This is a genomic window from Streptomyces sp. NPDC043861 (assembly GCF_056435905.1).
Genome location: NZ_JBWKDP010000001.1, coordinates 370,597 through 391,015 on the forward strand (window position 1 = coordinate 370,597; position 20,419 = coordinate 391,015).

Here is a 20,419-nt window from a genome sequence, read left to right on the forward strand (position 1 = left end):
GGACGGAGGGCCCACGGCTGCGGCCGGGCCATCCGGACACGGCGGCCCGGATCCGTATGGCCGAGATGTCGTCGTCCTCGCCTGTCCGGGGTTGCGCTCCGGGGTCCGCCCCACCGGATGCAGGTTTCCGGCCATGGGCGGGCGGCGAGGGGGCGCCCGCATGTGCGCAGGGCCCGCCCTGACCGGTGGCGAGGGGGGCGCTGACGGCGCCGGTCGCACCGATGCGGCGCGGTCTGCCGTGTGCGCGGCCGTGCGCGTCCCGAACCTTCATACGGCGACCCACGGGCCGGACAGGCGACCGTCAAGGGATCCGACGGCTTCCCGCCCCCGGATACGAGCCGCCCCCCGGTGCCGTGCGGTACCAGGGGGGCGGCTTCGTGGGGCGGTGTGGGGCTCAGCCGACCAGCTGCTCGTAGGCGGGGAGGGTCAGGAAGTCCGCGTAGTCCGCGTCCAGGGAGACGTGCAGCAGCAGGTCGTGGGCCTGCTGCCACTTGCCCGCCGCGAAGGCGTCCTCGCCGATCTCCTCGCGGATCGCCGCGAGTTCCTCGGCGGCGACCTTGCGGGCCAGCTCCGGGGTTGCGGTCTCACCGTTCTCGAAGACCACGCCCGCGTTGATCCACTGCCAGATCTGGGAGCGGGAGATCTCGGCGGTGGCCGCGTCCTCCATGAGGTTGAAGATGGCGACGGCGCCGAGGCCGCGCAGCCATGCCTCGATGTAACGGATGCCGACCTGGACGGCGTTGCGCAGCCCCGCGTAGGTCGGCGTGGCGTCCAGGGAGTCGATGGCGATGAGATCGCCCGGCGCGACCGAGACGTCCTCGCGGAGGCGGTCCTTCTGGTTGGGCCTGTCGCCGAGCACCGCGTCGAAGGAGGCCATGGCGATCGGCACCAGGTCGGGGTGGGCGACCCACGAACCGTCGAAGCCGTCGGCGGCCTCGCGGTCCTTGTCGGCCTTGACCTTCTCGAAGGCGACCTGGTTGACCTCCGCGTCCTTGCGGGACGGGATGAAGGCGGCCATGCCGCCGATGGCATGGGCGCCGCGCTTGTGGCAGGTGCGGACCAGGAGTTCGGTGTAGGCGCGCATGAACGGGGCTGTCATCGTGACGGCGTTGCGGTCCGGGAGGACGAACTTCGTGCCGCCGTCACGGAAGTTCTTGACGATGGAGAAGAGATAGTCCCAGCGGCCGGCGTTGAGTCCTGCGGCGTGGTCGCGGAGTTCGTAGAGGATCTCGTCCATCTCGTACGCCGCGGTGATCGTCTCGATCAGCACGGTGGCCCGGACCGTGCCGTGCGGGATGCCGACGTACTCCTGGGCGAAGACGAAGACGTCGTTCCAGAGGCGGGCCTCCAGGTGCGACTCCGTCTTCGGGAGGTAGAAGTACGGTCCCTTGCCCAGGTCGATGAGCCGCTTGGCGTTGTGGAAGAAGTACAGGCCGAAGTCGACCAGTGCTCCCGGGACCGGGCGGCCGTCGACACGCAGATGGCGCTCGTCCAGGTGCCAGCCCCGGGGGCGCATCACGACCGTGGCCAGTTCGGCTGCGGGGCGCAGAGCGTACGTCTTTCCGGTGCGGGCATCGGTGAAGTCGATGCGGCGCTCATAGGCGTCGATCAGATTGAGCTGGCCGAGGATCACGTTCTCCCAGGTGGGGGCGGAAGCGTCCTCGAAGTCGGCGAGCCAGACCTTCGCGCCCGAGTTGAGGGCGTTGATGGTCATCTTGCGGTCGGTCGGACCGGTGATCTCGACGCGGCGGTCGTTCAGCGCGGCCGGGGCCGGTGCGACCTTCCAGCTGTCGTCCTCGCGGATCCGTGCGGTCTCCGGGAGGAAGTCGAGGGTGCTGGTGCGGGCGATCTCGGCGCGGCGGTCCGCGCGGCGGGCGAGGAGTTCATCACGCCGGGGCGTGAACCGCCGGTGCAGCTCGGCCACGAAGGCGAGTGCCGCGTCGGAGAGGACCTCGTCCTGCCGTGGCAGGGGCTCGGCTTCGACGGTGGCCAGCGGGGACGGCGCTGGTGCGGACATGAGTGGTCACTTCCTTCAGCGAGCTTCACGGACGGTGCGGGGCGGCCGCCGGGCTCTGGCACGGCACTCGGTGCCAGGGCTCCGGTACACGGTCCTCGGCGCCGTCTGGGGCAGAGGGTGCTTCTGATCTGTGGATAGTAGTTACCGCATGGTGGAAGTTCAATGGTTTGTTGACGTCGAGATTCTCCGGGTCGACAGACCGTGGCGCTGGGTGCCACGCCGCTCACTCAACGTGCGCCGCCACATCGCTCACTCGAGGTGCGCCAGATCCTCGGGGGTGTCGATGTCGTACGGCTCCGCCACATCGCCGCACTCGACGAGCGTGATCTCCTGCTCGTGCTCCTTCAGATAGTCCCGGGCCCCGCGGTCGCCCGACGCCCGCCCGGCGACCGACTCCCACCGGGCGACGCCGAAGAGGACCGGATGGCCGCGCCTCCCGTCGTACGCCGCCGAAACGAGTGCGGCGGGCGAGTCGTACGCGGCGACCACCCGGGCGACGGCCGCGGCCCCGATGCCGGGCTGGTCCACCAGCGAGACCAGGACCGCGTCCGGCTCCCCGCCCGCACTGGTGAGGGATGCGAGACCGGTGCGGAGCGAGGAGCCCATCCCCTCCTCCCAGTCCGGGTTGACGGACACGACACAGCCCGACAGGTCGGCCCGCCGCAGCACCGTGTCCGCCGCCGCGCCCAGGACCACGTGCACGGAACGGCAGCCGCCCGCCCGGAGCGTGCGGACCGCGTTCTCCACCAGGGGGCGGCCGCGGTGTTCGAGCAGCGCCTTCGGGCGACCGCCCAGCCGACTGCCGCCGCCGGCTGCCAGCACCAGCCCTGCCACCTGCGGTTTGTCTGAAGTGTGAGCCATGCACCCTGCTTACCGCATCGAGCACCGGGATGCCTCGACGACCTTGGACAGGGTGCCGTTCCGATACCGGAGTTCACCAGGGCACCGTGAAGGGATTCAGCCCCCGAACCGGATCCGAGCAACTGCATCAAGCTCGATCTGACGATCTGACGATCTGGCGCAAGGCGCTCGAAGTCGACACGTCGAGCTGAATTTCGTGCCACGGAGTGGCGGAGTCCGCACGCTATGGCGTTAACTGGCCGCGGCCCCAGGCATTCGACCACCGTCGGCGGGTCGTGCACCGGGCAGAACGACGTGCAAGGGGGGAGACCTTGTTGCGGAGCGTGGGGCAGACGCGGGTGACACGGAGCGGTGAGGACCCAAGGGTGGCGGAGCTGCGCTCCGCCGTTTCCCGGCTCCGCCGCGAACTGGCAGGCTATCCCGTCGAGTTCGCCGACCGCGGGATAGCCGAGGACGAGTTGGCGGCGATGGACGCCATGGCGGTCGGCGGGGTGCCGGAGATCCGGCGGCTGCGGCGCTCTCTGCTCCTGATCGTCGGTTCGATCGGCTCCGTCAGCGCGCTCGCGCCCGGGCTGACGAACGTGAGGAACGCGGTGGAGCTCTTCGGTGAGCCGGCGGGCGGAACGGGAATCTGCCCGGACCCGACCGGTGACGCCGGGGCCGACTGAGGGCTGTCCCGTAATCTCTGGTGGATCGGCGCGCGGCGTCGGATGCATGGGGTCTCCCAGGGCCCGCCAGGGTCGAGGGGAAGCATCGTCAGGCGGAGGGGTGTCCTCGTACTGGGCTAGGGTCTTTCGTTCGGCCCGGCAGGATCCAAACGAGAGGCCCTAGGCTGAGCGGTGATGTTCACCAATCAAGGTCCCACGCTCCGTGAGCTCACCGTCCAGGCGCTCTCCTCGGTCGAGCACGGGTACGACCTGCTCGCGCCGAAGTTCGACTCGACGCCCTTCCGCACACCGGAGCGGATCCTCGACGAGGTCGTCCGTGCACTCCGGCCGCTGGGCCCGTTCGGGTCCGGGCTCGACCTGTGCTGCGGCACGGGAGCAGGAACCCGGGTTCTGGAGGAGGTCTGCCGGGAGCGAGCCGTCGGCGTGGACTTCAGCTCGGGCATGCTCGACGTGGCGCGGAACGCCCATGGGAAGAGCGACTGGGTCCGGGCCGATGTGCGGGCCCTGCCCTTCGCACCGGTCTTCGATCTGGTCATGAGCTTCGGGGCGTTCGGGCACTTCCTGCCGAAGGAGCGGCCCGGCCTGTTCGCACAGGTGCGTTCCGTGCTGCGCCCGGGCGGCATCTTCGCCTTCCCCGTCGGCGCCCCGCCGAGCCCCGGCTCATGGCCGTACTGGGCGACGCTCGGCTTCGATGCCGCGATGCGCGTGCGCAACGCGTTCTGGTGGCCCCGCTTCGTCATGTACTACCGGACGTTCCCGCTCGCAGAGGTACGTCCCGAGCTGGAGCGGGCGGGATTCGCGGTCGAACTGCTGCCGATGACCGGACTGGGGCACCGGAAGGACGGCAGCCCCCGCGCCGCACTGCTGGTCGCGCGCCGGATCTGACACTGCTGTCGTGCCCGTAGCCGCAGTCGCGTGCCGGGTGGCCGTGCCGGGTGGCGTACCGCGTACGTAGAGGACGCGGTGGCGGTCCCCGGAGGCGGCGCAGCGGCGCTCGGCGCACACAGCGCGTGGCTCAGCCCTGCGGCGGGGCCGAGGTGTTCGCCAGGGCCTCGGAGAGCTCCTTCGCCACCGTCTGCAGGATCGGGACGATCCTCTCCGTCGCCGCCTCGGTCACCCGGCCCGCCGGTCCGGAGATCGAGATCGCGGCGGCTGTGGGGGAGTTGGGCACCGAGACCGCGAGGCAGCGGACGCCGATCTCCTGCTCGTTGTCGTCCACCGCGTACCCGGCGTGGCGGACCTGCTCGAGGGCCTCCAGGAAGCCTTCAGGAGTCGTGATCGTCTTCTCGGTGGCGGCCGGCATGCCGGTGCGGGCGAGCAGCGCGCGCACCTCGTCCGGAGGGGTGCTCGCGAGCAGTGCCTTGCCCACACCCGTGGAGTGCGGCAGGACCCGGCGGCCGACCTCGGTGAACATGCGCATCGAGTGCTTCGACGGCACCTGCGCCACATAGACGATCTCGTCCCCGTCGAGCAGCGCCATGTTCGCGGTCTCGCCGGTCTCCTCGACGAGGCGGGCGAGATACGGGCGCGCCCAGGTGCCGAGCAGTCGGGAGGCGGACTCGCCGAGGCGGATCAGGCGGGGACCCAGGGCGTAGCGCCGGTTCGGCTGCTGGCGGACGTAACCGCAGGCGACCAGGGTGCGCATCAGCCGGTGGATGGTGGGCAGCGGGAGCCCGCTGCTGGCGGAGAGTTCGCTCAGCCCGACCTCGCCCCCGGCATCGGCCATCCGCTCGAGCAGATCGAAGGCGCGCTCGAGGGACTGGACGCCGCCGCTGTTGGAGGCGGGCTTGGCGGCGTCGGTGGTGCTGGCGCTGGACGTCGACACGTCAACGGTCCTTTCAGGCGGGCGGGCAAGTTGTCAGCCTACCGGGCGGCCGGGTGCGGCACATCGCCCCACGTCAAGGCGTCCTGGCCGGTCAGGGCGCATGCGCCGGTGGTTGACGGACCCCTGGGCGCTCTCCCGAAGCCCAGCACCATGGACAGCTAAGTTCTGGATGGCGAAATGATATTTCCACTTCACGGAATCACGCAAGGGTGTGGGTCGTAAGGGAGGGGGGCTTGACGGGCGTGGGCCGGGAGTGAAGACTCCTTCAACAGTTCGTTGAATTTTCGAAGTGCGGAATGGAAGTGAGGCCGCGGGTGTCCGAGGTGGACATGAACGCCGTGAACGACGCGAACAGTGGGCATGCCGTGAACCACGGCTGCCCGGTGAGGGACGCGAACGCCGTGAACCTGGTGCTGCGCTCGACACGCGTCATCACCCCGGGAGGTACGCGCGCTGCGTCGGTCGCCGTCGCCGGCGGACGGATCGCCGGAGTGCTGCCGTACGACGCCGCCGTGCCGGCGGGAGCACATCTCGAGGACGTCGGGGACGACGTCGTCCTGCCCGGCCTCGTCGACACCCATGTCCATGTGAACGACCCGGGCCGCACCGAGTGGGAGGGCTTCTGGACCGCCACCCGTGCGGCGGCGGCAGGCGGCGTCACCACGCTGCTCGACATGCCCCTCAACTCGCTCCCGCCCACCACCACCGTCGGCAACCTCCGTGTCAAGCGGCAGACGGCCGCGCCGAAGGTGCACGTGGACACCGGCTTCTGGGGCGGGGCGGTCCCCGGGAACGTCAAGGACCTGCGCCCGCTCTTCGAGGCAGGCGTCTTCGGCTTCAAGTGTTTCCTGTCGCCGTCGGGTGTGGACGAGTTCCCCGAGCTCGACCAGGAGCAGCTCGCCCGGTCCATGGCGGAGATCGCCGGCTTCGGCGGGCTGCTGATCGTGCACGCCGAGGACCCGCACCATCTGGCGGCGGCGCCGCAGAAGGGCGGCCCCGCGTACGCCGACTTCCTCGCCTCCCGCCCGCGCGACGCGGAGAACACCGCCATCGGGAATCTGATCGACCAGGCCAGGCGGTTGAACGCCCGCGTGCACGTTCTGCATCTGTCGTCCTGCGACGCGCTTCCGCTGATCGCCGCGGCCAAGGCGGAAGGCGTGCGTGTCTCGGTCGAATCCTGCCCGCACTTCCTCACCCTCACCGCCGAGGAAGTCCCGGACGGGGCGACCGAGTTCAAGTGCTGTCCGCCCATCCGCGAGGCGAAGAACCAGGACGCCCTGTGGGCGGGGCTGGCCGACGGCACCATCGACTGCATCGTTTCCGACCACTCACCGTGCACCACCGACCTCAAGACCGCCGACTTCGCCTCCGCCTGGGGCGGGATCTCCTCGCTCCAGCTCGGCCTCCCGGCGATCTGGACCGAGGCCCGCAGACGTGGTCACAGCCTGGAGGACGTCGTCCGCTGGATGGCATCCGCCCCGGCCGCCCTCGCGGGGCTGACCCGGAAGGGCGCCATCGAGGCCGGCCGCGACGCCGACTTCGCCGTGTTCGCCCCCGACGAGACCTTCACCGTCGACCCGGCCGAGCTCCATCACCGCAACCAGGTCACGGCATACGCCGGAAGGACCCTGGACGGTGTCGTGAAGTCGACATGGCTGCGCGGCACGCGGATCGTGGAGAACGGCACCCTCGCCGAGCCCATCGGCCTGCTGCTCGAAAGGAACAACTGAAATCGTGGCGATACCCTCCTTCACCGGTGACGCGAGCCCGTACGGCGGCGGAGACCCGTACGCCGACTACCGCACGCCTGGCCCATCGGGGTTCCCCTTCACGCACTGCGTCGACCTCGCCGACCGGCGCCTCGGCGCGGGCGTCATCGCCGCCAACGACGAGTTCTTCGCCGAGCGCGAGAACATGCTCAAGCCGGGGGCCGCAGAGTTCGACCCCGAGCACTTCGGCCACAAGGGCAAGATCATGGACGGCTGGGAGACCCGGCGCCGCCGTGGCACCTCGGCCGAGCTGCCGCACCCGACGGACGAGGACCACGACTGGGCACTGGTGCGGCTCGGCGCCCCCGGGGTCGTTCGTGGCATCGTCGTCGACACCGCCCACTTCCGGGGCAACTACCCGCAGGCGGTCTCCGTGGAGGCCACCGCGGTGCCGGGCTCGCCCTCGCCCGAGGCCCTTCTCGGTGACGACGTGAAGTGGACGACCCTCGTTCCGTGCACGGCGATCGGCGGCCACGCCGCCAATGGCTTCGCCGTCGACGTCGAGCAGCGCTTCACCCACCTCCGCGTCAACCAGCACCCGGACGGGGGCATCGCACGGCTGCGGGTGTACGGCGAGGTCGCGCCGGACCCGCGGTGGCTCGATGCACTCGGCACGTTCGACGTCGTCGCGCTGGAGAACGGGGGCCAGGTCGAGGACGCGTCCGACCGCTTCTACTCGCCGGCCACCAACACCATCCAGCCGGGGCGGTCGGGCAAGATGGACGAAGGCTGGGAGACCCGCCGCCGCCGTGACAAGGGCAACGACTGGATTCGCTACCAGTTGGTCGAACAGTCCGCGATCCGCGCCGTCGAGATCGACACGGCGTGTCTGAAGGGCAACAGCGCGGGCTGGGCGTCCCTCTCCGTCCGCGACGGCGATTCGGGCGAGTGGGCCGAGGTACTGCCGCGCACACGTCTGCAGCCCGACACCAACCACCGCTTCGTGCTCGAGGTCCCGGTCGTCGGCACCCACGCGCGGATCGACATCTATCCCGACGGCGGCATCTCGCGGCTGCGGCTGTTCGGCTCCCTCACCGAGCAGGGAGCGGCCCGCCTGACGGCCCGCCACCAGGAACTGGGCGGCTGAGACGCCCGTGCGCCCCCGCGAAGGCCGCGGGGGCGCACCGACCGGCACCCCGGCGGACTCCGCGGCCTGCGCGCAGCCCTTGTGCCCCGGGGTGCTCCCCCCGTGCCGGGCCCCGAAGTGCGGGGCCCCGTCTCCCGGTTGTCAGGTCCGCGTTGCGACGACCCTCCCGGCCGCTCCCGGTACTGGATCCGATGGCCCTGTCACCACGTGGTTCCGGTGAAGCCACGGCACAGGCGGCGATGCCGACCGATGCCCCCGGCGGTGGCCCCCGCATGCGACGGACGAAACCCGTCGCGCTGCGGCGCGGCGCCGTTGCGGCCGGCCGTGCACCATCCCCGTGGGACGGCGCCGGAAGGCGCGGGCACCGCCCCTGTCGCAGGGGTAGGCAAGGGCGTTGGGGTCACCCGTACCGGACCGCCGGCCTGCCGGAGTACGGGGCCTTCGATCGCCGGGTGAGACCGCCGCGGCGGGGCGGCCGTCCGCAGCGGACCGGCCCGCGCCTGCCGGGCGGCAGCTTGCTAGGTTCCTGCGTCATGCGACTTCATTACCTGTACGACCGGGACTTCCGGGAACAGGCCAAGCGCGCCCAGGGCTGGGGCGTGCTCCTGCTCGCTGTCGCCGGGCTGCTGTGGCTGTGGTTCGCGTTCCTTCTCTTCACTCCGTACACGCTCGACAGCCGCTTCGGCTCGACCGAGTGCGGCTCGCCCTTCTTCGCCGACCGGCAGTCCGCCAACGAGCGTGCGGCGGAGGGCGGTCGGTGCGCCGCCGAACGCGACTGGCCCGAACTGCTCGCAGTCCTCGGGGGCTCCGTGCCGTTCGCCGTGGCAGGCGGGACCGTCTTCGCCATCGGCACGGCCGGCCGGAGGGCGAGCAAGCACCTCGCCGAGGTCACCCGCCTGAAGGAGGCCGGCGACTGAGGGTGCGATGCGCCGCATCCGACACCGCGCGCCGATCCGCCGGGGCGTACGCAACAGCGCATGCTCGCGAGGTGACCTTTCCGGTCACCGCACCGGGTCCGGCACGGCCCACGGCACGGTCCGGCCCACGGCACGGTCCGGCCCACGGCCCACGGCACGGTCCGGCCCACGGCCCACGGCACGGTCCGGCCCACGGCCCACGGCACGGTCCGGCCCACGGCCCGGCACGGCCCACGGCCCGGCCCGGCACGGCCCACGGCCCGGCCCGGCACGGCCCACGGCCCGGCCCGGCACGGCCCACGGCCCGGCCCGGCACGGCCCACGGTCCGGCCCACGGCCCACGGCCCGGCCGAGGAGCCTCGGCCGTCGGACGGAATCCGGCCGCGCATCGGCCCCGGGCATCGGACCTTGCGGTGCGGCGCACCCCATTCCGATGCCGCTCGCCGTGGTGCACGAGCCCGGCTACAGCCTCTTCGGGCGCCGGTCCGAGATGCACAGCAGTACGAATCCGAGCACCGAAAGCACAAGGTGTGCGTACAGCTCCCTGCCCTCCAGCAGGCCGATCGGTTCGGTGAGCCACCGGGTGAAGCCCAGGATCGAGAGGCGTCCACCGGTCAGCTCGCGGAGCACCCCACAGACGCCGACGACGAGGAGCGCGGTGCCGGCCAACTCGAGAATCTTCTTCATGAGGGGGATCGTCGTCCGGCCGGGTGCGGCGGCGCGTCGGTCCTCGGCATGCGCTGCGACTACCAAAGTCCACGACCGTATGACTTTGGTAGCGGCTGTGCGCCCGGGGGCGGTGCCGGGCTCCGCGGCCGCATAGGTTTGTCGATATGAGGCGTACGGAGTACCCCTGGCTGCTGCCATCGGCAATGGCCGACCCGCTGGTCGAGGAGATCCCGGGCGACCGGGCCGGGGACCGTCGCCGCCGGACCGTGCGCGACTGGATCGTGGACACAGCCATGTTCCTCTTCGCCGCCGCCGTCGGGCTGCTCGCCGCGGAGGGGAGCGTGCGGGCCGGCAACACAGGGGCCGTCGTCCTCGTCGACCAGCTGATCGGTGCGCTCGCCTGCTGTGCGGTGTGGCTGCGCCGGCGCCGGCCCTCGGCTCTCGCGGCCGCCGTGACCCTGACCGCGCTCGTCGTGCCGGTCGCGGGCGGGGCGATGCTGGTCAGCCTGTTCAGCCTGGCCGTGCACCGGCCCTTCCGACCGGTCGCCCTGGTGGGTTCCCTGGCCTTGGCCTGCGCCGTCGCGCAGCCGTTCGTCCGGCCCGATCCTGAGGTCTCCACGCCGGTGTCGGTCGTCGCCGGGCTCGTCCTGGTGCTGCTGGCCCTCGGCTGGGGCATGCTCGTACGCTCCCGCCGCATGCTCGTGGTGGCCCTGAGAGAACGCGCCCACCGGGCCGAGAGCGAAGCGGAGCTGCGTGCCCAGCAGGCCCAGCGGCTGGCCCGCGAGGCCATCGCCCGCGAGATGCACGATGTGCTGGCCCACCGGCTCACTCTGCTCTCCGTCCATGCGGGAGCGTTGGAGTTCCGACCCGACGCGCCCCCGGCAGAGGTCGCGCGCGCCGCGGGAGTCATCCGGGACAGCGCGCACGAGGCACTCCAGGACCTGCGCGAGATCATCGGCGTGCTGCGCGCGCCCGACGACCGGGAGGGCGACGAGGGGCACCGCCCCCAGCCCACGCTCGCCACGCTCGGTGCGCTGGTCGCCGAGTCCCGCGAGGCGGGGATGGAGGTCACGCTCGACAACCGTGTCGCCGCCCCTTCCGGGGCTCCTGCGGCCACCGGCCGCACCGTCTACCGCATCGCCCAGGAGGGCCTCACCAACGCCCGGAAGCACGCCCCCGGCACCGAGGTCACGATCATCGTGGGCGGGGGGCCCGGCGACGGCCTCACGGTCGAAGTGCGCAATCCGGCTCCGACCGGCCCGGTCGGTGAAGTGCCGGGCTCGGGGCAGGGCCTGATCGGGCTGAAGGAACGGGCCACGCTCGCGGGCGGCAGCCTGGAGCACGGGAGGACGGGTGACGGGGGGTTCCTGGTCCGTTCCTGGCTACCGTGGCCCTCATGACCATCCGGCTGCTCATCGTCGACGACGACCCGCTCGTACGCGCAGGACTCACCCTCATGCTGGGTGGTGCGGAGGACATCGAGATCGTGGGGGAGGCCGCGGACGGCTCCGAAGTCCCCGGACTCGCCGTGAGCCTGCGGCCCGATGTCGTGCTGATGGACCTCAGGATGCCCACGGTGGACGGGCTCACCGCCACCGAGCAGTTGCGGGCTCTGAGCGAGGCACCCGAAGTCGTCGTCCTCACCACCTTCCACGCCGACGAACAGGTGCTGCGGGCGCTGCGGGCCGGGGCCGCGGGATTCCTGCTGAAGGACACCCCGCCCGCCGAGATCGTGGCGGCCGTGCGGCGAGTGGCGGCCGGGGATCCGGTGCTGTCCCCGGCCGTCACCCGGCAGCTCATGGAGCGGGTGGCGGAATCCGCGCCCGACACCCGGGCCGACCGGGCCAGGGCCCGCATCGGCACCCTCGCCGAGCGTGAGAGGGAGGTCGCCGTGGCGGTCGGACAGGGCCGTTCCAACGCGGAGATCGCGGGCACGCTGTACCTGAGCGTGCCGACCGTGAAGACGCACGTCTCCCGAGTTCTCGCCAAACTGGGCCTCAACAACCGTGTCCAGATCGCGCTGCTCGTTCATGACGCCGGACTGCTCGACGGGGAGCGGCACCCGGGGCCGGAGCGATGAGCACCATCGATCTGCGGGAGCTCGGGGCGTAGTTCACGGACCCGTACGCACCACGCGAGGCCGAGGGAGGACGGACCGGTCCACGAGGTGATCACACCGCACGGGACCGGGTCCGGCTGATCGGGCACACGCGGGGGACCCGGACATCCGGCCTTCGGGGACGGCATTCCCCACTGTCCCAGGGCGCCGCCGGCCCGCCTGGAAGCGCGGATCGCCGTCCGCACCCTGCTCGAGCGCCGTCCGGCCCGCCCTCCATCCCGAGGGCGGGCCGCTGCCGGCTGCCGGGCATGTCGTACGCGGTGTGCGCAGTCCGCCTGTCCGCCGGGTGACGCGGGCTCAGAGGCCCGCGATCTCCTCGATCCGCACCGGTCTGCGCTCGCGGCGCGACAGCTCGCACGCCTCGGCCACGCGCAGCGCCTCCAGGGCTTCGCGGCCGTCGCAGGGGTTGTCCAGTTCGCCGCGGGCGACATGGACGAAGGCGTTCAGCTCCGCCTCGTACGCCGCCGCGAAGCGCTCCAGGAAGCCGGGCCAGGGCCTGTCGGCCGGAGGCGGGCCCTTCGGTTCGGTGGAGGTGATCGGCGTACGGTCGTCGAGGCCGACCGCGACCGTGTCGGACTCCCCGCACAGCTCCATGCGCACGTCGTAGCCGGCCCCGTTGCAGCGCGTCGCCGTCGCCGAGGCGAGCGTTCCGTCGTCGAGCGTCAGCACGGCCGCCGCGGTGTCGACGTCGCCCGCTTCACGGAACATCGCGAGCCCGGCGTCCGAGCCGGTGGCGTACACCTCGACGACCTCCCGGCCGGTGATCCAGCGCAGGATGTCGAAGTCATGGACGAGGCAGTCGCGGTAGAGCCCGCCCGACAACGGCAGATAGTCGGCGGGCGGCGGGGCGGGGTCCGCCGTGATCGCCCGTACGGTGTGCAGCCGTCCGAGCCGACCGGAGCGCACCAGCTCACGGGCCGCCCCGTACCCCGCGTCGAATCGGCGCATGAAGCCGAGCTGGAGGACGGTGCCGGCGCTCGCCACCTCGCGCAGCGCACCCAGCGTGCCCGGCAGGTCCAGCGCTATCGGTTTCTCGCAGAAGGCGGGCAGTCCGGCGCGGGCCGCCCGGCCGATGAGATCGGCATGGGCCGCGGTGGCGGAGGCGATCACGACCGCGTCCACCCCCCATTTGAAGACCTCGTCGACGGAGGGGGCGGCGGTGGCGTCGATACGGGAGGCGACTTCACGTGCCCGTGTGGCGTCGGTGTCCGCGACCACCAGGGAGCCGACCTCACGATGACGGCTGAGGACGCCCGCGTGGAAGGCGCCGATACGTCCGGTTCCGATGAGTCCGATGCGCATGGCCCAAAGGTGGGGTCCGCCCCGTGACCCTGTCAAGCATTTGTCCTGACAATCGAACCTCACAACTTCCGGTCAACAGGCCCTGCGACTACTCTCGCAGCGTGCCCAAGCAGCCCAGAGATACGACGGAAGCCACCGTTTCGCTCCAGCTCGGTGTGGACCGCAACAGTCCGGTCCCGCTGTACTTCCAGCTCTCCCAGCAGCTGGAAGCGGCCATCGAGCACGGCACACTCACCCCGGGCAGTCTCCTCGGGAACGAGATCGAGCTGGCCGGCCGGCTCGGTCTGTCCCGGCCCACCGTCCGCCAGGCCATCCAGTCGCTCGTCGACAAAGGTCTGCTGGTGCGCCGCAGAGGCGTGGGCACCCAGGTGGTGCACAGCCAGGTCAAGCGGCCGCTCGAGCTGAGCAGCCTCTACGACGACCTGGAGGCGGCGGGTCAGCGTCCGGCCACCCGCGTGCTGCGGAACAGCGTCGAACCCGCGCCGGCCGAGGTCGCGGCCGCGCTCGGGGTGCCCGAGGGCAGTGAGGTCCACCTCGTGGAGCGTCTGCGGTTCGCGCACGGCGAGCCGATGGCGCATCTGTGCAACCACCTGCCGGCCGGTCTGCTGGCCCTGGACAACGAACAGCTGGAAGCCACCGGGCTGTACCGGATGATGCGGGCGGCGGGCATCACCCTGCACAGTGCCCGCCAGTCGGTCGGGGCGCGTGCGGCCACCGCCGACGAGGCCGCTCAGCTGGGCGAGGAACCCGGTGCGCCGCTGCTCACCATGCAGCGCACCACCTTCGACGACACCGGGCGCGCCGTCGAGTTCGGTTCGCACGTCTACCGGGCATCGCGATACGCCTTCGAGTTCCAGCTGCTGGTGCGGTCCTAGGACTCGGTCCGCGTAAGAATGTTCGGACAAAGTATTGACGGGCTCGCGTGGTCCCCGTAAAAACTCACCCAGCCGCAATCGGGCGGCCGGAAGAGAAGGCGGACCACCATGCGTACACCCCGCACGGCAGCAGTCCTGCTTGCCGCACTCGCACTCGCCCTGGCCGGATGCAGCAGCTCCGGCGGCAAGGACTCCGAGGAGAAGCCCGAGGGCGGCGGAGGCGGAGGCAAGGCCGCCACGACCCCGCGGCTGAAGATCGCCATGGTGACCCACTCCGGCGAGGGCGACACCTTCTGGGACATCGTCCAGCGCGGTGCCAAGGACGCGGCGGCGAAGGACAACGTCCAGTTTCTCTACGCCGCCGACAAGGAGGGCAAGGAGCAGGCCCAGCTGGTCCAGACGTACATCGACCAGAAGGTCGACGGAATCGTGGTCACCCTCGCCAAGCCGGAAGCGGTGAAGGCCGTCGTCAAGAAGGCCGTGGCGGCGGGGATACCCGTGGTCACGATCAACTCCGGCGCACAGTTCTCGGCGGAGGCCGGAGCGCTCAGCCACATCGGCCAGGACGAGTCCGTGGCCGGCGAGGCGGTCGGCGAGGAGCTCAACAAGCGGGGGAAGAAGAAGGCCGTCTGCGTGATCCACGAGCAGGGCAACGTCTCCCTCGAGGAGCGCTGCGCCGGAGTGAGGAAGACCTTCGACGGCACCGTCGAGAACCTCAACGTCGACGGCACCAACATGCCCGCCTCCACCTCCTCCATCGAGGCGAAGCTGCAGAGCGGCAAGGACATCGACGCCGTCGTCACGCTGGGCGCGCCGTTCGCCGCCGCGTCGGTCCAGGCCAAGGAGGGCGCGGGCTCCGAGGCGGAGATCGACACCTTTGACCTCAACGCCGAGGTGGTCAAGCGCCTCAAGGCCAAGGAAGTCGGCTTCGCGGTCGACCAGCAGCCCTACCTCCAGGGCTATCTCGCCGTCGACGAGCTCTGGCTCAACAAGACCAACGGCAATGTCATCGGCGGCGGCAAGCCGGTGCTCACGGGACCGGCTCTGGTGACCGAGAAGGACGTCCCCGCCCTCGAGAAGCTCACCGCCGACGGCACCCGGTGAGCTGCACGATGACGTACCCGCCGAGCGTCCCCGTGCTCGAGCTCAGGGATACTTTCCGCGGAGTACGACAAGCGGAGCAAGAAGGGCACGGCGTCGTGGCAACGGTTCGGACAGGGGTACGCGCGCTCGGCGCGGTACTGGCGGCGGTGCTCGGAGCCTCCCTCGCAGGGTGCAGCGCAACGGGGGGCAAACGGGCCGAGGACGCCCGGAAGGCGGCAGCGGCCGAGGGCCGCGCCGCCGTCACCACCCCCCGCTGGACCTTCGCCATGGTCACCCACTCGGGTGCAGGGGACACCTTCTGGGACATCGTGCAGAACGGTGCCCGGCAGGCCGCCGCCAAGGACAACATCAACTTCCTGTACGCCAACAGCGACGAGGCGCAGACGCAGGCCCAGCTCGTCGACTCGTACATCGACAAGAAGGTCGACGGGCTGATCGTCACGCTCGCCAAGCCCGAGGCGATGAAGGCCGCCGTCGCCAAGGCCACCAGGGCCGGCATTCCGGTGATCACCGTGAATTCCGGCTCCGAGCAGTCCAAGGCGTACGGCGCGCTCACCCACATCGGTCAGGACGAGACCATCGCCGGTGAGGCCGTCGGCGACGAGCTGGACGCGCGCGGCCGGAAGAAGGCCCTGTGCGTACTGCACGAACAGGGCAACGTCGGCCACGAGCAGCGCTGCGCAGGAGCGAGGAAGAGCTTCGACGGGACGCTGGAGAACCTCTACGTCGACGGCACCAACATGCCCGACGTCCAGGCGTCGATCGAGGCGAAGCTCCAGACCGACAGGTCCATCGACGCGGTCGTCACGCTCGGCGCACCCTTCGCGGACGCCGCCGTCCAGGCCCGGCAGACCGCGGGGAGCAAGGCGGAGGTCGACACCTTCGATCTGAACGCCAAGGTCGCCACGGCGCTCAAGGCCGGGAAGCTCGGCTTCGCCGTCGACCAGCAGCCCTACCTCCAGGGCTACGAGGCCGTCGATCTGCTGTGGCTCCACCGCTACAACGCCGATGTGCTCGGTGGCGGGCGACCGGTCCTCACCGGGCCCCAGATCATCACCGGCAAGGACGCCGCCGAACTGCAGGACTACACGGAGCGGGGGACCCGATGACCGCGACCGCACCACCCGGACACCAAGGGCACGGCAGGCCGGCGGACACCGACGAGCGGCTGCTGCGCACCTCGCCGCTGAAGAAGCTCCTCGGCAGGCCCGAGCTCGGCTCCGTCGTCGGCGCAGCGGCTGTGTTCATCTTCTTCTCGCTCGTCGCCGACAGTTTTCTGCGCGCCTCCAGCCTCGGCACGGTCCTGTACGCGGCCTCCACGATCGGCATCATGGCCGTCCCGGTCGCCCTGCTGATGATCGGTGGCGAGTTCGATCTGTCCGCCGGAGTCCTCGTGACCAGCTCGGCGCTGATCTCCTCGATGTTCAGCTATCAGATGACGGCGAACGTCTGGGCCGGCGTCCTGGTGTCGCTGCTGGTCACCCTCGCCATCGGCGTCTTCAACGGGGTCATGCTGACCCGTACCAAGCTGCCGAGCTTCATCATCACGCTCGGTACGTTCCTGATGCTCACCGGTCTGAATCTCGGCTTCACCAAACTGATCAGTGGCACGGTGTCGACCAAGACCATCGCCGACATGGAGGGCTTCGAGTCGGCCAAGAAGCTGTTCGCCTCGCAGCTCACCATCGGTGATGTGGACCTCAAGGTCACCATCCTGTGGTGGATCGCCCTCGTGGCCGTCGCCACCTGGATCCTGCTGCGCACCCGCTTCGGCAACTGGATCTTCGCCGTCGGCGGCGGTGCGGGAGCGGCACGCGCCGTCGGCGTCCCGGTGACGAGGACCAAGATCGGCCTCTATATGGGCGTGGCCTTCTGCGCCTGGATCTCGGGCCAGCACCTGCTTTTCTCGTTCGACGTCGTCCAGTCCGGCGAGGGGGTGGGCAACGAGCTGATCTACATCATCGCGGCCGTCATCGGCGGGTGTCTGATCACCGGCGGCTACGGCTCCGCGATCGGCTCCGCGGTCGGTGCCTTCATCTTCGGCATGACCAGCAAGGGCATCGTCTACGCGGAGTGGAACCCGGACTGGTTCAAGTTCTTCCTCGGAGCGATGCTCCTCCTGGCCACCCTGCTGAACGCATGGGTCCGCAAGCGCGCGGAGGCGACCAAGTGACTGCCCTCGTAGAGCTCGACAACGTCAGTAAGTACTACGGAAACATCCGCGCGCTCGAAGGGGTCTCCCTCGAGGTCCACGCCGGCGAGATCAGCTGCGTCCTCGGGGACAACGGCGCCGGCAAGTCCACCCTCATCAAGATCATCGCCGGGCTGCACCAGCACGACGCCGGCACCTTCTCGATCGAGGGCGAGCAGACCACACTGGGCTCTCCCCGCGAGGCCCTCGACCGCGGCATCGCCACGGTCTACCAGGATCTCGCCGTCGTCCCACTGATGCCGGTGTGGCGGAACTTCTTCCTCGGCTCGGAGCCGACCAGGGGAAGCGGCCCCTTCAAACGGCTCGACGTCCAGTCGATGCGCGAGACCACCCGCTCCGAACTGCTGCGCATGGGCATCGACCTGCGCGACGTCGACCAGCCCATCGGCACCCTCTCGGGCGGTGAGCGGCAGTGCGTCGCGATCGCCCGCGCCGTCTACTTCGGCGCCAAGGTGCTGGTGCTGGACGAGCCCACGGCTGCGCTCGGTGTCAAACAGTCCGGAGTCGTGCTCAAGTACGTGGCCGCCGCACGGGATGCTGGTCTCGGGGTTGTGCTGATCACCCACAACCCCCATCACGCCTATCTCGTCGGTGACCGCTTCATTCTGCTGAAGCGCGGCACCATGTTTGGCAGCCACACCAAGCAGGAGATCACCCTCGATGAGCTCACCCGCCAGATGGCGGGAGGCAGTGAGCTCGAGGACCTGCGCCATGAGCTGGAGCGCGCCCCCGCGCCCCGTCATCTCGGGGGCCATGGCCGCGAGGCCTGAGGGGTGTCCCGCATTCCCCGGCGGGCGGGCGGGCGGGCGACGGTTACGGCACTCCCTCGTGGCGCCCGGGCCCGCGAGGGCGCCACGCCCCCGTCGTCGGGACGCCCGAGTGCGCCCGGTGACCGGGAGCCTCCCCGCCGTGCGATGCTCGGCACCGGACGGTGCGGGCTCGACCGGCGGGGCTCCGGAAGAGGCGCCCGGTCACGGGCCCCGGGCCGGTGCGTCCTGCCGCGGTTCGGGGGTGCCCAGGCGGGGGCCGGCCACATCGCGGAGATCGGTACGGCGCGGCGGGGGAGCGCTTGCAGGGCCGTGTCGCCGGGGGCGACCATGGTGGGTGCGCAGGCCGGATGCGCGGCTGCGGTACGAGCGCCACCACCCACCCCGGCGGCGAGGCGGGCGGGGGTCGACGACGCGGTCCGGCCGTGAACGGATCCCGGGGAACGGAACCCCGCGGCGGGGAAGCATCACTGCGGAACGCCCCAGAGGGGAGCGTCATGGTCCTGGACCTGCTCCTCATCGCCATTGCCATCAATGTCGATCCGCTGCCCATCATGGCCTTCGTCCTGGTGTTGTCCTCACCCAAGGGCATCTGGAAGGGTCTGGCCTTCATCCTCGCCTGGTTCGCCAGCCTCGTGGCGGTGATCGCCACGGTCCTGCTGCTGACCGGTGGAGAGCCGCCCGCGCCGCGCTCACCACCCTCCACGGCCGCCCTCGCGGCCAAGCTGGCCATCGGAGCCGGTCTGGTGCTGTACGCCGAGCACAGGAGGCGACGGCGGGATGCGCCCCGCAAGCACGCGGCCAATCACTCCTCGTCACAGACGTCCCGGCTCGACCGGTCGTCCCCGTGGTCCGCCGCTGCCCTCGCGTTCTTCTTGCAACCATGGGGGATGGTCGCGGCAGCGGCCGCCACCGTCGTCGCGGCCGACCTCTCCCACATCACCTCGTACCTGGCACTGTTCGGCTTCTGCATCCTCGCGAGCGCGAGTCTGCTGGCGGCCGAGCTGTACACGGTGTTCGCGCCGGAGGCCGCCGGGGTCAGGCTGAAACGCATGCGTGCCTGGATGCAGCGCCACCAGGACCCGGCCATCGTCGTGGGTTCCCTGCTGCTCGGCCTGTGGCTGATGGGCAACAGCCTCTACCAGCTGACCAGTTGACCATCCCGTAGACCGTTCCGCCTGGTCACGGGGCACGTGGCGCCCGGTGCCGATGGCAGCGCGGTCCCAGGTGCGAAGCGCCCCGCCGAGTGCTGCAATGGCATTCAGGGTGCCGTGCGTCCCCTGACGGGCCGCGCTATGGCCACCGGGCCGCCCCGGACCGCCGACGCGTTCGCAAGGAGTGGTCATGAGCGCTGACATCGAAGAAATGGGACCCGTCGACTACCTCGTCGTGGAGTTCCCGGGCAACCGCATGACCGGCGAGGGTCTGCCGCTGCTCGTCGACCTCGTCGACCGCGGGATCATCCGGATCCTCGACCTGACCTTCGTCCGCAAGGACACCGACGGTTCCGTGACGATCGTGGAACTGGCCGACGTGGACGGCGAGGGCACCATGGACCTGACCGTCTTCGAGGGCGCGACCTCGGGCCTGCTCGACCAGGACGACCTCGAGGAGGCCGGTGCGGCGGTGGAGCCGGGCAGTTCCGCCGCGGTCCTGGTGTACGAGAACACCTGGGCCGCGCCGTTCGCGCGCGCCATGCGGCGCAGCGGTGCACAGCTGGTGGCGGGAGGGCGCATTCCGGTCCAGGCCCTGCTCGCCTCGCTCGACGCGCTCGAGGGCCCGGACCAGGGAACGTCGTCGGCGGCCTGACATTCGGCCCGACGGCCGCCCGCCCCTTCTTCACTCGCGCAGGGAGACGAACATGCCAGGACTCATCCGTGGTGTCGCCCGTACCGCCGTCATCGCAGGAACCGCCACAGCCGTGTCCAACCGCGTGTCGCGGCGGCAGGCGGGCCGATGGGCACAGCAGGAAGATCAGCAGCAACAGCCACAGCAACAGCAGCAGGCACCCCCGCCGGCCGCTGCGCCGAGCGCCGCTGCGGCCTCTCCCGAGGACGAGATGAGCAGCAAGATCGACAAGCTCAAGGAGCTCGGTGAGCTGAAGGCCCAGGGGATCCTCACCGAGGAGGAATTCGCGGCGGAGAAGCGGAAGGTCCTCTCCTGATCCGGACGGCTTACGGACCTGCGCGGGTCCGTCGGCCGGGGGAAGGGCCGTCACCCGACGACC

General features: G+C 70.8%; 20 protein-coding genes and 1 pseudogene. 16 read left to right on the top strand and 5 right to left on the bottom strand.

Annotated elements, in window-relative coordinates; translation table 11 throughout:
- Positions 1 to 394: 394 nt before the first annotated feature.
- Together aceB and AC068D_RS01475 are read right to left on the bottom strand one after the other, a co-directional pair.
- The gene (aceB, locus tag AC068D_RS01470) at positions 395 to 2,017 is read right to left on the bottom strand and encodes a malate synthase A (RefSeq protein ID WP_478820866.1); all 1,623 of its coding nucleotides are present in this window, start codon (positions 2,015 to 2,017) and stop codon (positions 395 to 397) included.
- 249 nt (positions 2,018 to 2,266) lie between these two features.
- Entirely contained in the window at positions 2,267 to 2,878 is a 612-nt protein-coding gene (locus tag AC068D_RS01475) for a nucleotidyltransferase family protein (protein ID WP_478820867.1), read from the bottom strand.
- Between the two features lie 311 nt (positions 2,879 to 3,189).
- On the opposite strand from AC068D_RS01475, the gene AC068D_RS01480 reads away from it, so the two are divergent.
- Entirely contained in the window at positions 3,190 to 3,546 is a 357-nt protein-coding gene (locus tag AC068D_RS01480) for a DUF5955 family protein (RefSeq protein WP_478820868.1), read from the top strand.
- A 174-nt stretch (positions 3,547 to 3,720) separates the two neighbouring features.
- Positions 3,721 to 4,431 carry a class I SAM-dependent methyltransferase gene (locus AC068D_RS01485; protein ID WP_478820869.1) on the top strand — a complete coding sequence of 237 codons (711 nt, stop codon included), beginning with the start codon at positions 3,721 to 3,723 and terminating at the stop codon, positions 4,429 to 4,431.
- Positions 4,432 to 4,561: 130 nt separating this feature from the next.
- Here the strand turns inward: AC068D_RS01485 and AC068D_RS01490 are convergent, their stop codons facing one another.
- A complete protein-coding gene (locus tag AC068D_RS01490; RefSeq protein ID WP_478820870.1) occupies positions 4,562 to 5,371 on the bottom strand; it encodes an IclR family transcriptional regulator in 810 nt (269 codons plus the stop codon).
- Positions 5,372 to 5,700: 329 nt separating this feature from the next.
- Between AC068D_RS01490 and allB the strand changes: the two genes are divergently transcribed.
- The 3 genes from allB to AC068D_RS01505 all read left to right on the top strand — a co-directional run bounded on the left by allB (position 5,701) and on the right by AC068D_RS01505 (position 9,144).
- Entirely contained in the window at positions 5,701 to 7,101 is a 1,401-nt protein-coding gene (gene allB / locus AC068D_RS01495) for an allantoinase AllB (protein WP_478820871.1), read from the top strand.
- Position 7,102: 1 nt separating this feature from the next.
- Positions 7,103 to 8,227 carry an allantoicase gene (gene alc, locus AC068D_RS01500; protein WP_478821375.1) on the top strand — a complete coding sequence of 375 codons (1,125 nt, stop codon included), beginning with the start codon at positions 7,103 to 7,105 and terminating at the stop codon, positions 8,225 to 8,227.
- Between the two features lie 533 nt (positions 8,228 to 8,760).
- On the top strand, positions 8,761 to 9,144 hold the full coding sequence (locus AC068D_RS01505) for a hypothetical protein (protein ID WP_478820872.1): 384 nt from the start codon (positions 8,761 to 8,763) through the stop codon (positions 9,142 to 9,144).
- A gap of 462 nt (positions 9,145 to 9,606) precedes the next feature.
- Here AC068D_RS01505 and AC068D_RS01510 read toward each other — a convergent pair whose 3' ends face one another.
- A complete protein-coding gene (locus AC068D_RS01510) occupies positions 9,607 to 9,831 on the bottom strand; it encodes a hypothetical protein (RefSeq protein ID WP_478820873.1) in 225 nt (74 codons plus the stop codon).
- Positions 9,832 to 9,977: 146 nt separating this feature from the next.
- Here AC068D_RS01510 and AC068D_RS01515 point away from each other — a divergent pair, with 146 nt between their 5' ends.
- The 3 genes and pseudogenes from AC068D_RS01515 to AC068D_RS01525 all read left to right on the top strand — a co-directional run.
- Complete coding sequence (locus AC068D_RS01515; protein ID WP_478820874.1) at positions 9,978 to 11,213, top strand: sensor histidine kinase; 1,236 nt, start codon at positions 9,978 to 9,980, stop codon at positions 11,211 to 11,213.
- Positions 11,210 to 11,893: a response regulator gene (locus AC068D_RS01520; RefSeq protein WP_478820875.1), complete on the top strand. Its 684-nt coding sequence runs from the start codon at positions 11,210 to 11,212 to the stop codon at positions 11,891 to 11,893. The genes AC068D_RS01515 and AC068D_RS01520 overlap by 4 nt, the downstream gene beginning before the upstream one ends.
- A gap of 126 nt (positions 11,894 to 12,019) precedes the next feature.
- Positions 12,020 to 12,136 (top strand): annotated as a pseudogene (locus AC068D_RS01525) (cytochrome P450); the annotation flags it as partial.
- Between the two features lie 93 nt (positions 12,137 to 12,229).
- Here the strand turns inward: AC068D_RS01525 and AC068D_RS01530 are convergent.
- A complete protein-coding gene (locus AC068D_RS01530) occupies positions 12,230 to 13,234 on the bottom strand; it encodes a Gfo/Idh/MocA family protein (RefSeq protein WP_478820876.1) in 1,005 nt (334 codons plus the stop codon).
- 155 nt (positions 13,235 to 13,389) lie between these two features.
- Here AC068D_RS01530 and AC068D_RS01535 point away from each other — a divergent pair, with 155 nt between their 5' ends.
- The 8 genes from AC068D_RS01535 (at position 13,390) to AC068D_RS01570 (ending at position 20,356) form a co-directional block, all read left to right on the top strand.
- Positions 13,390 to 14,109 carry a GntR family transcriptional regulator gene (locus AC068D_RS01535; protein WP_478821376.1) on the top strand — a complete coding sequence of 240 codons (720 nt, stop codon included), beginning with the start codon at positions 13,390 to 13,392 and terminating at the stop codon, positions 14,107 to 14,109.
- Between the two features lie 108 nt (positions 14,110 to 14,217).
- Entirely contained in the window at positions 14,218 to 15,213 is a 996-nt protein-coding gene (locus AC068D_RS01540; protein ID WP_478820877.1) for a substrate-binding domain-containing protein, read from the top strand.
- Positions 15,214 to 15,308: 95 nt separating this feature from the next.
- On the top strand, positions 15,309 to 16,322 hold the full coding sequence (locus AC068D_RS01545; RefSeq protein WP_478820878.1) for a sugar ABC transporter substrate-binding protein: 1,014 nt from the start codon (positions 15,309 to 15,311) through the stop codon (positions 16,320 to 16,322).
- Positions 16,319 to 17,386 (top strand): ABC transporter permease, encoded by a 1,068-nt coding sequence (locus AC068D_RS01550; protein WP_478820879.1) that lies wholly within the window; start codon positions 16,319 to 16,321, stop codon positions 17,384 to 17,386. The genes AC068D_RS01545 and AC068D_RS01550 overlap by 4 nt, the downstream gene beginning before the upstream one ends.
- Entirely contained in the window at positions 17,353 to 18,195 is an 843-nt protein-coding gene (locus AC068D_RS01555) for an ATP-binding cassette domain-containing protein (protein ID WP_478820880.1), read from the top strand. The genes AC068D_RS01550 and AC068D_RS01555 overlap by 34 nt, the downstream gene beginning before the upstream one ends.
- Positions 18,196 to 18,689: 494 nt before the next feature.
- Positions 18,690 to 19,349 (top strand): GAP family protein, encoded by a 660-nt coding sequence (locus tag AC068D_RS01560; RefSeq protein ID WP_478820881.1) that lies wholly within the window; start codon positions 18,690 to 18,692, stop codon positions 19,347 to 19,349.
- Positions 19,350 to 19,536: 187 nt separating this feature from the next.
- Positions 19,537 to 20,001 (top strand): DUF6325 family protein, encoded by a 465-nt coding sequence (locus AC068D_RS01565; RefSeq protein ID WP_478820882.1) that lies wholly within the window; start codon positions 19,537 to 19,539, stop codon positions 19,999 to 20,001.
- Positions 20,002 to 20,053: 52 nt separating this feature from the next.
- A complete protein-coding gene (locus tag AC068D_RS01570; RefSeq protein WP_478820883.1) occupies positions 20,054 to 20,356 on the top strand; it encodes an SHOCT domain-containing protein in 303 nt (100 codons plus the stop codon).
- The last annotated feature ends 63 nt before the right edge of the window (positions 20,357 to 20,419 follow it).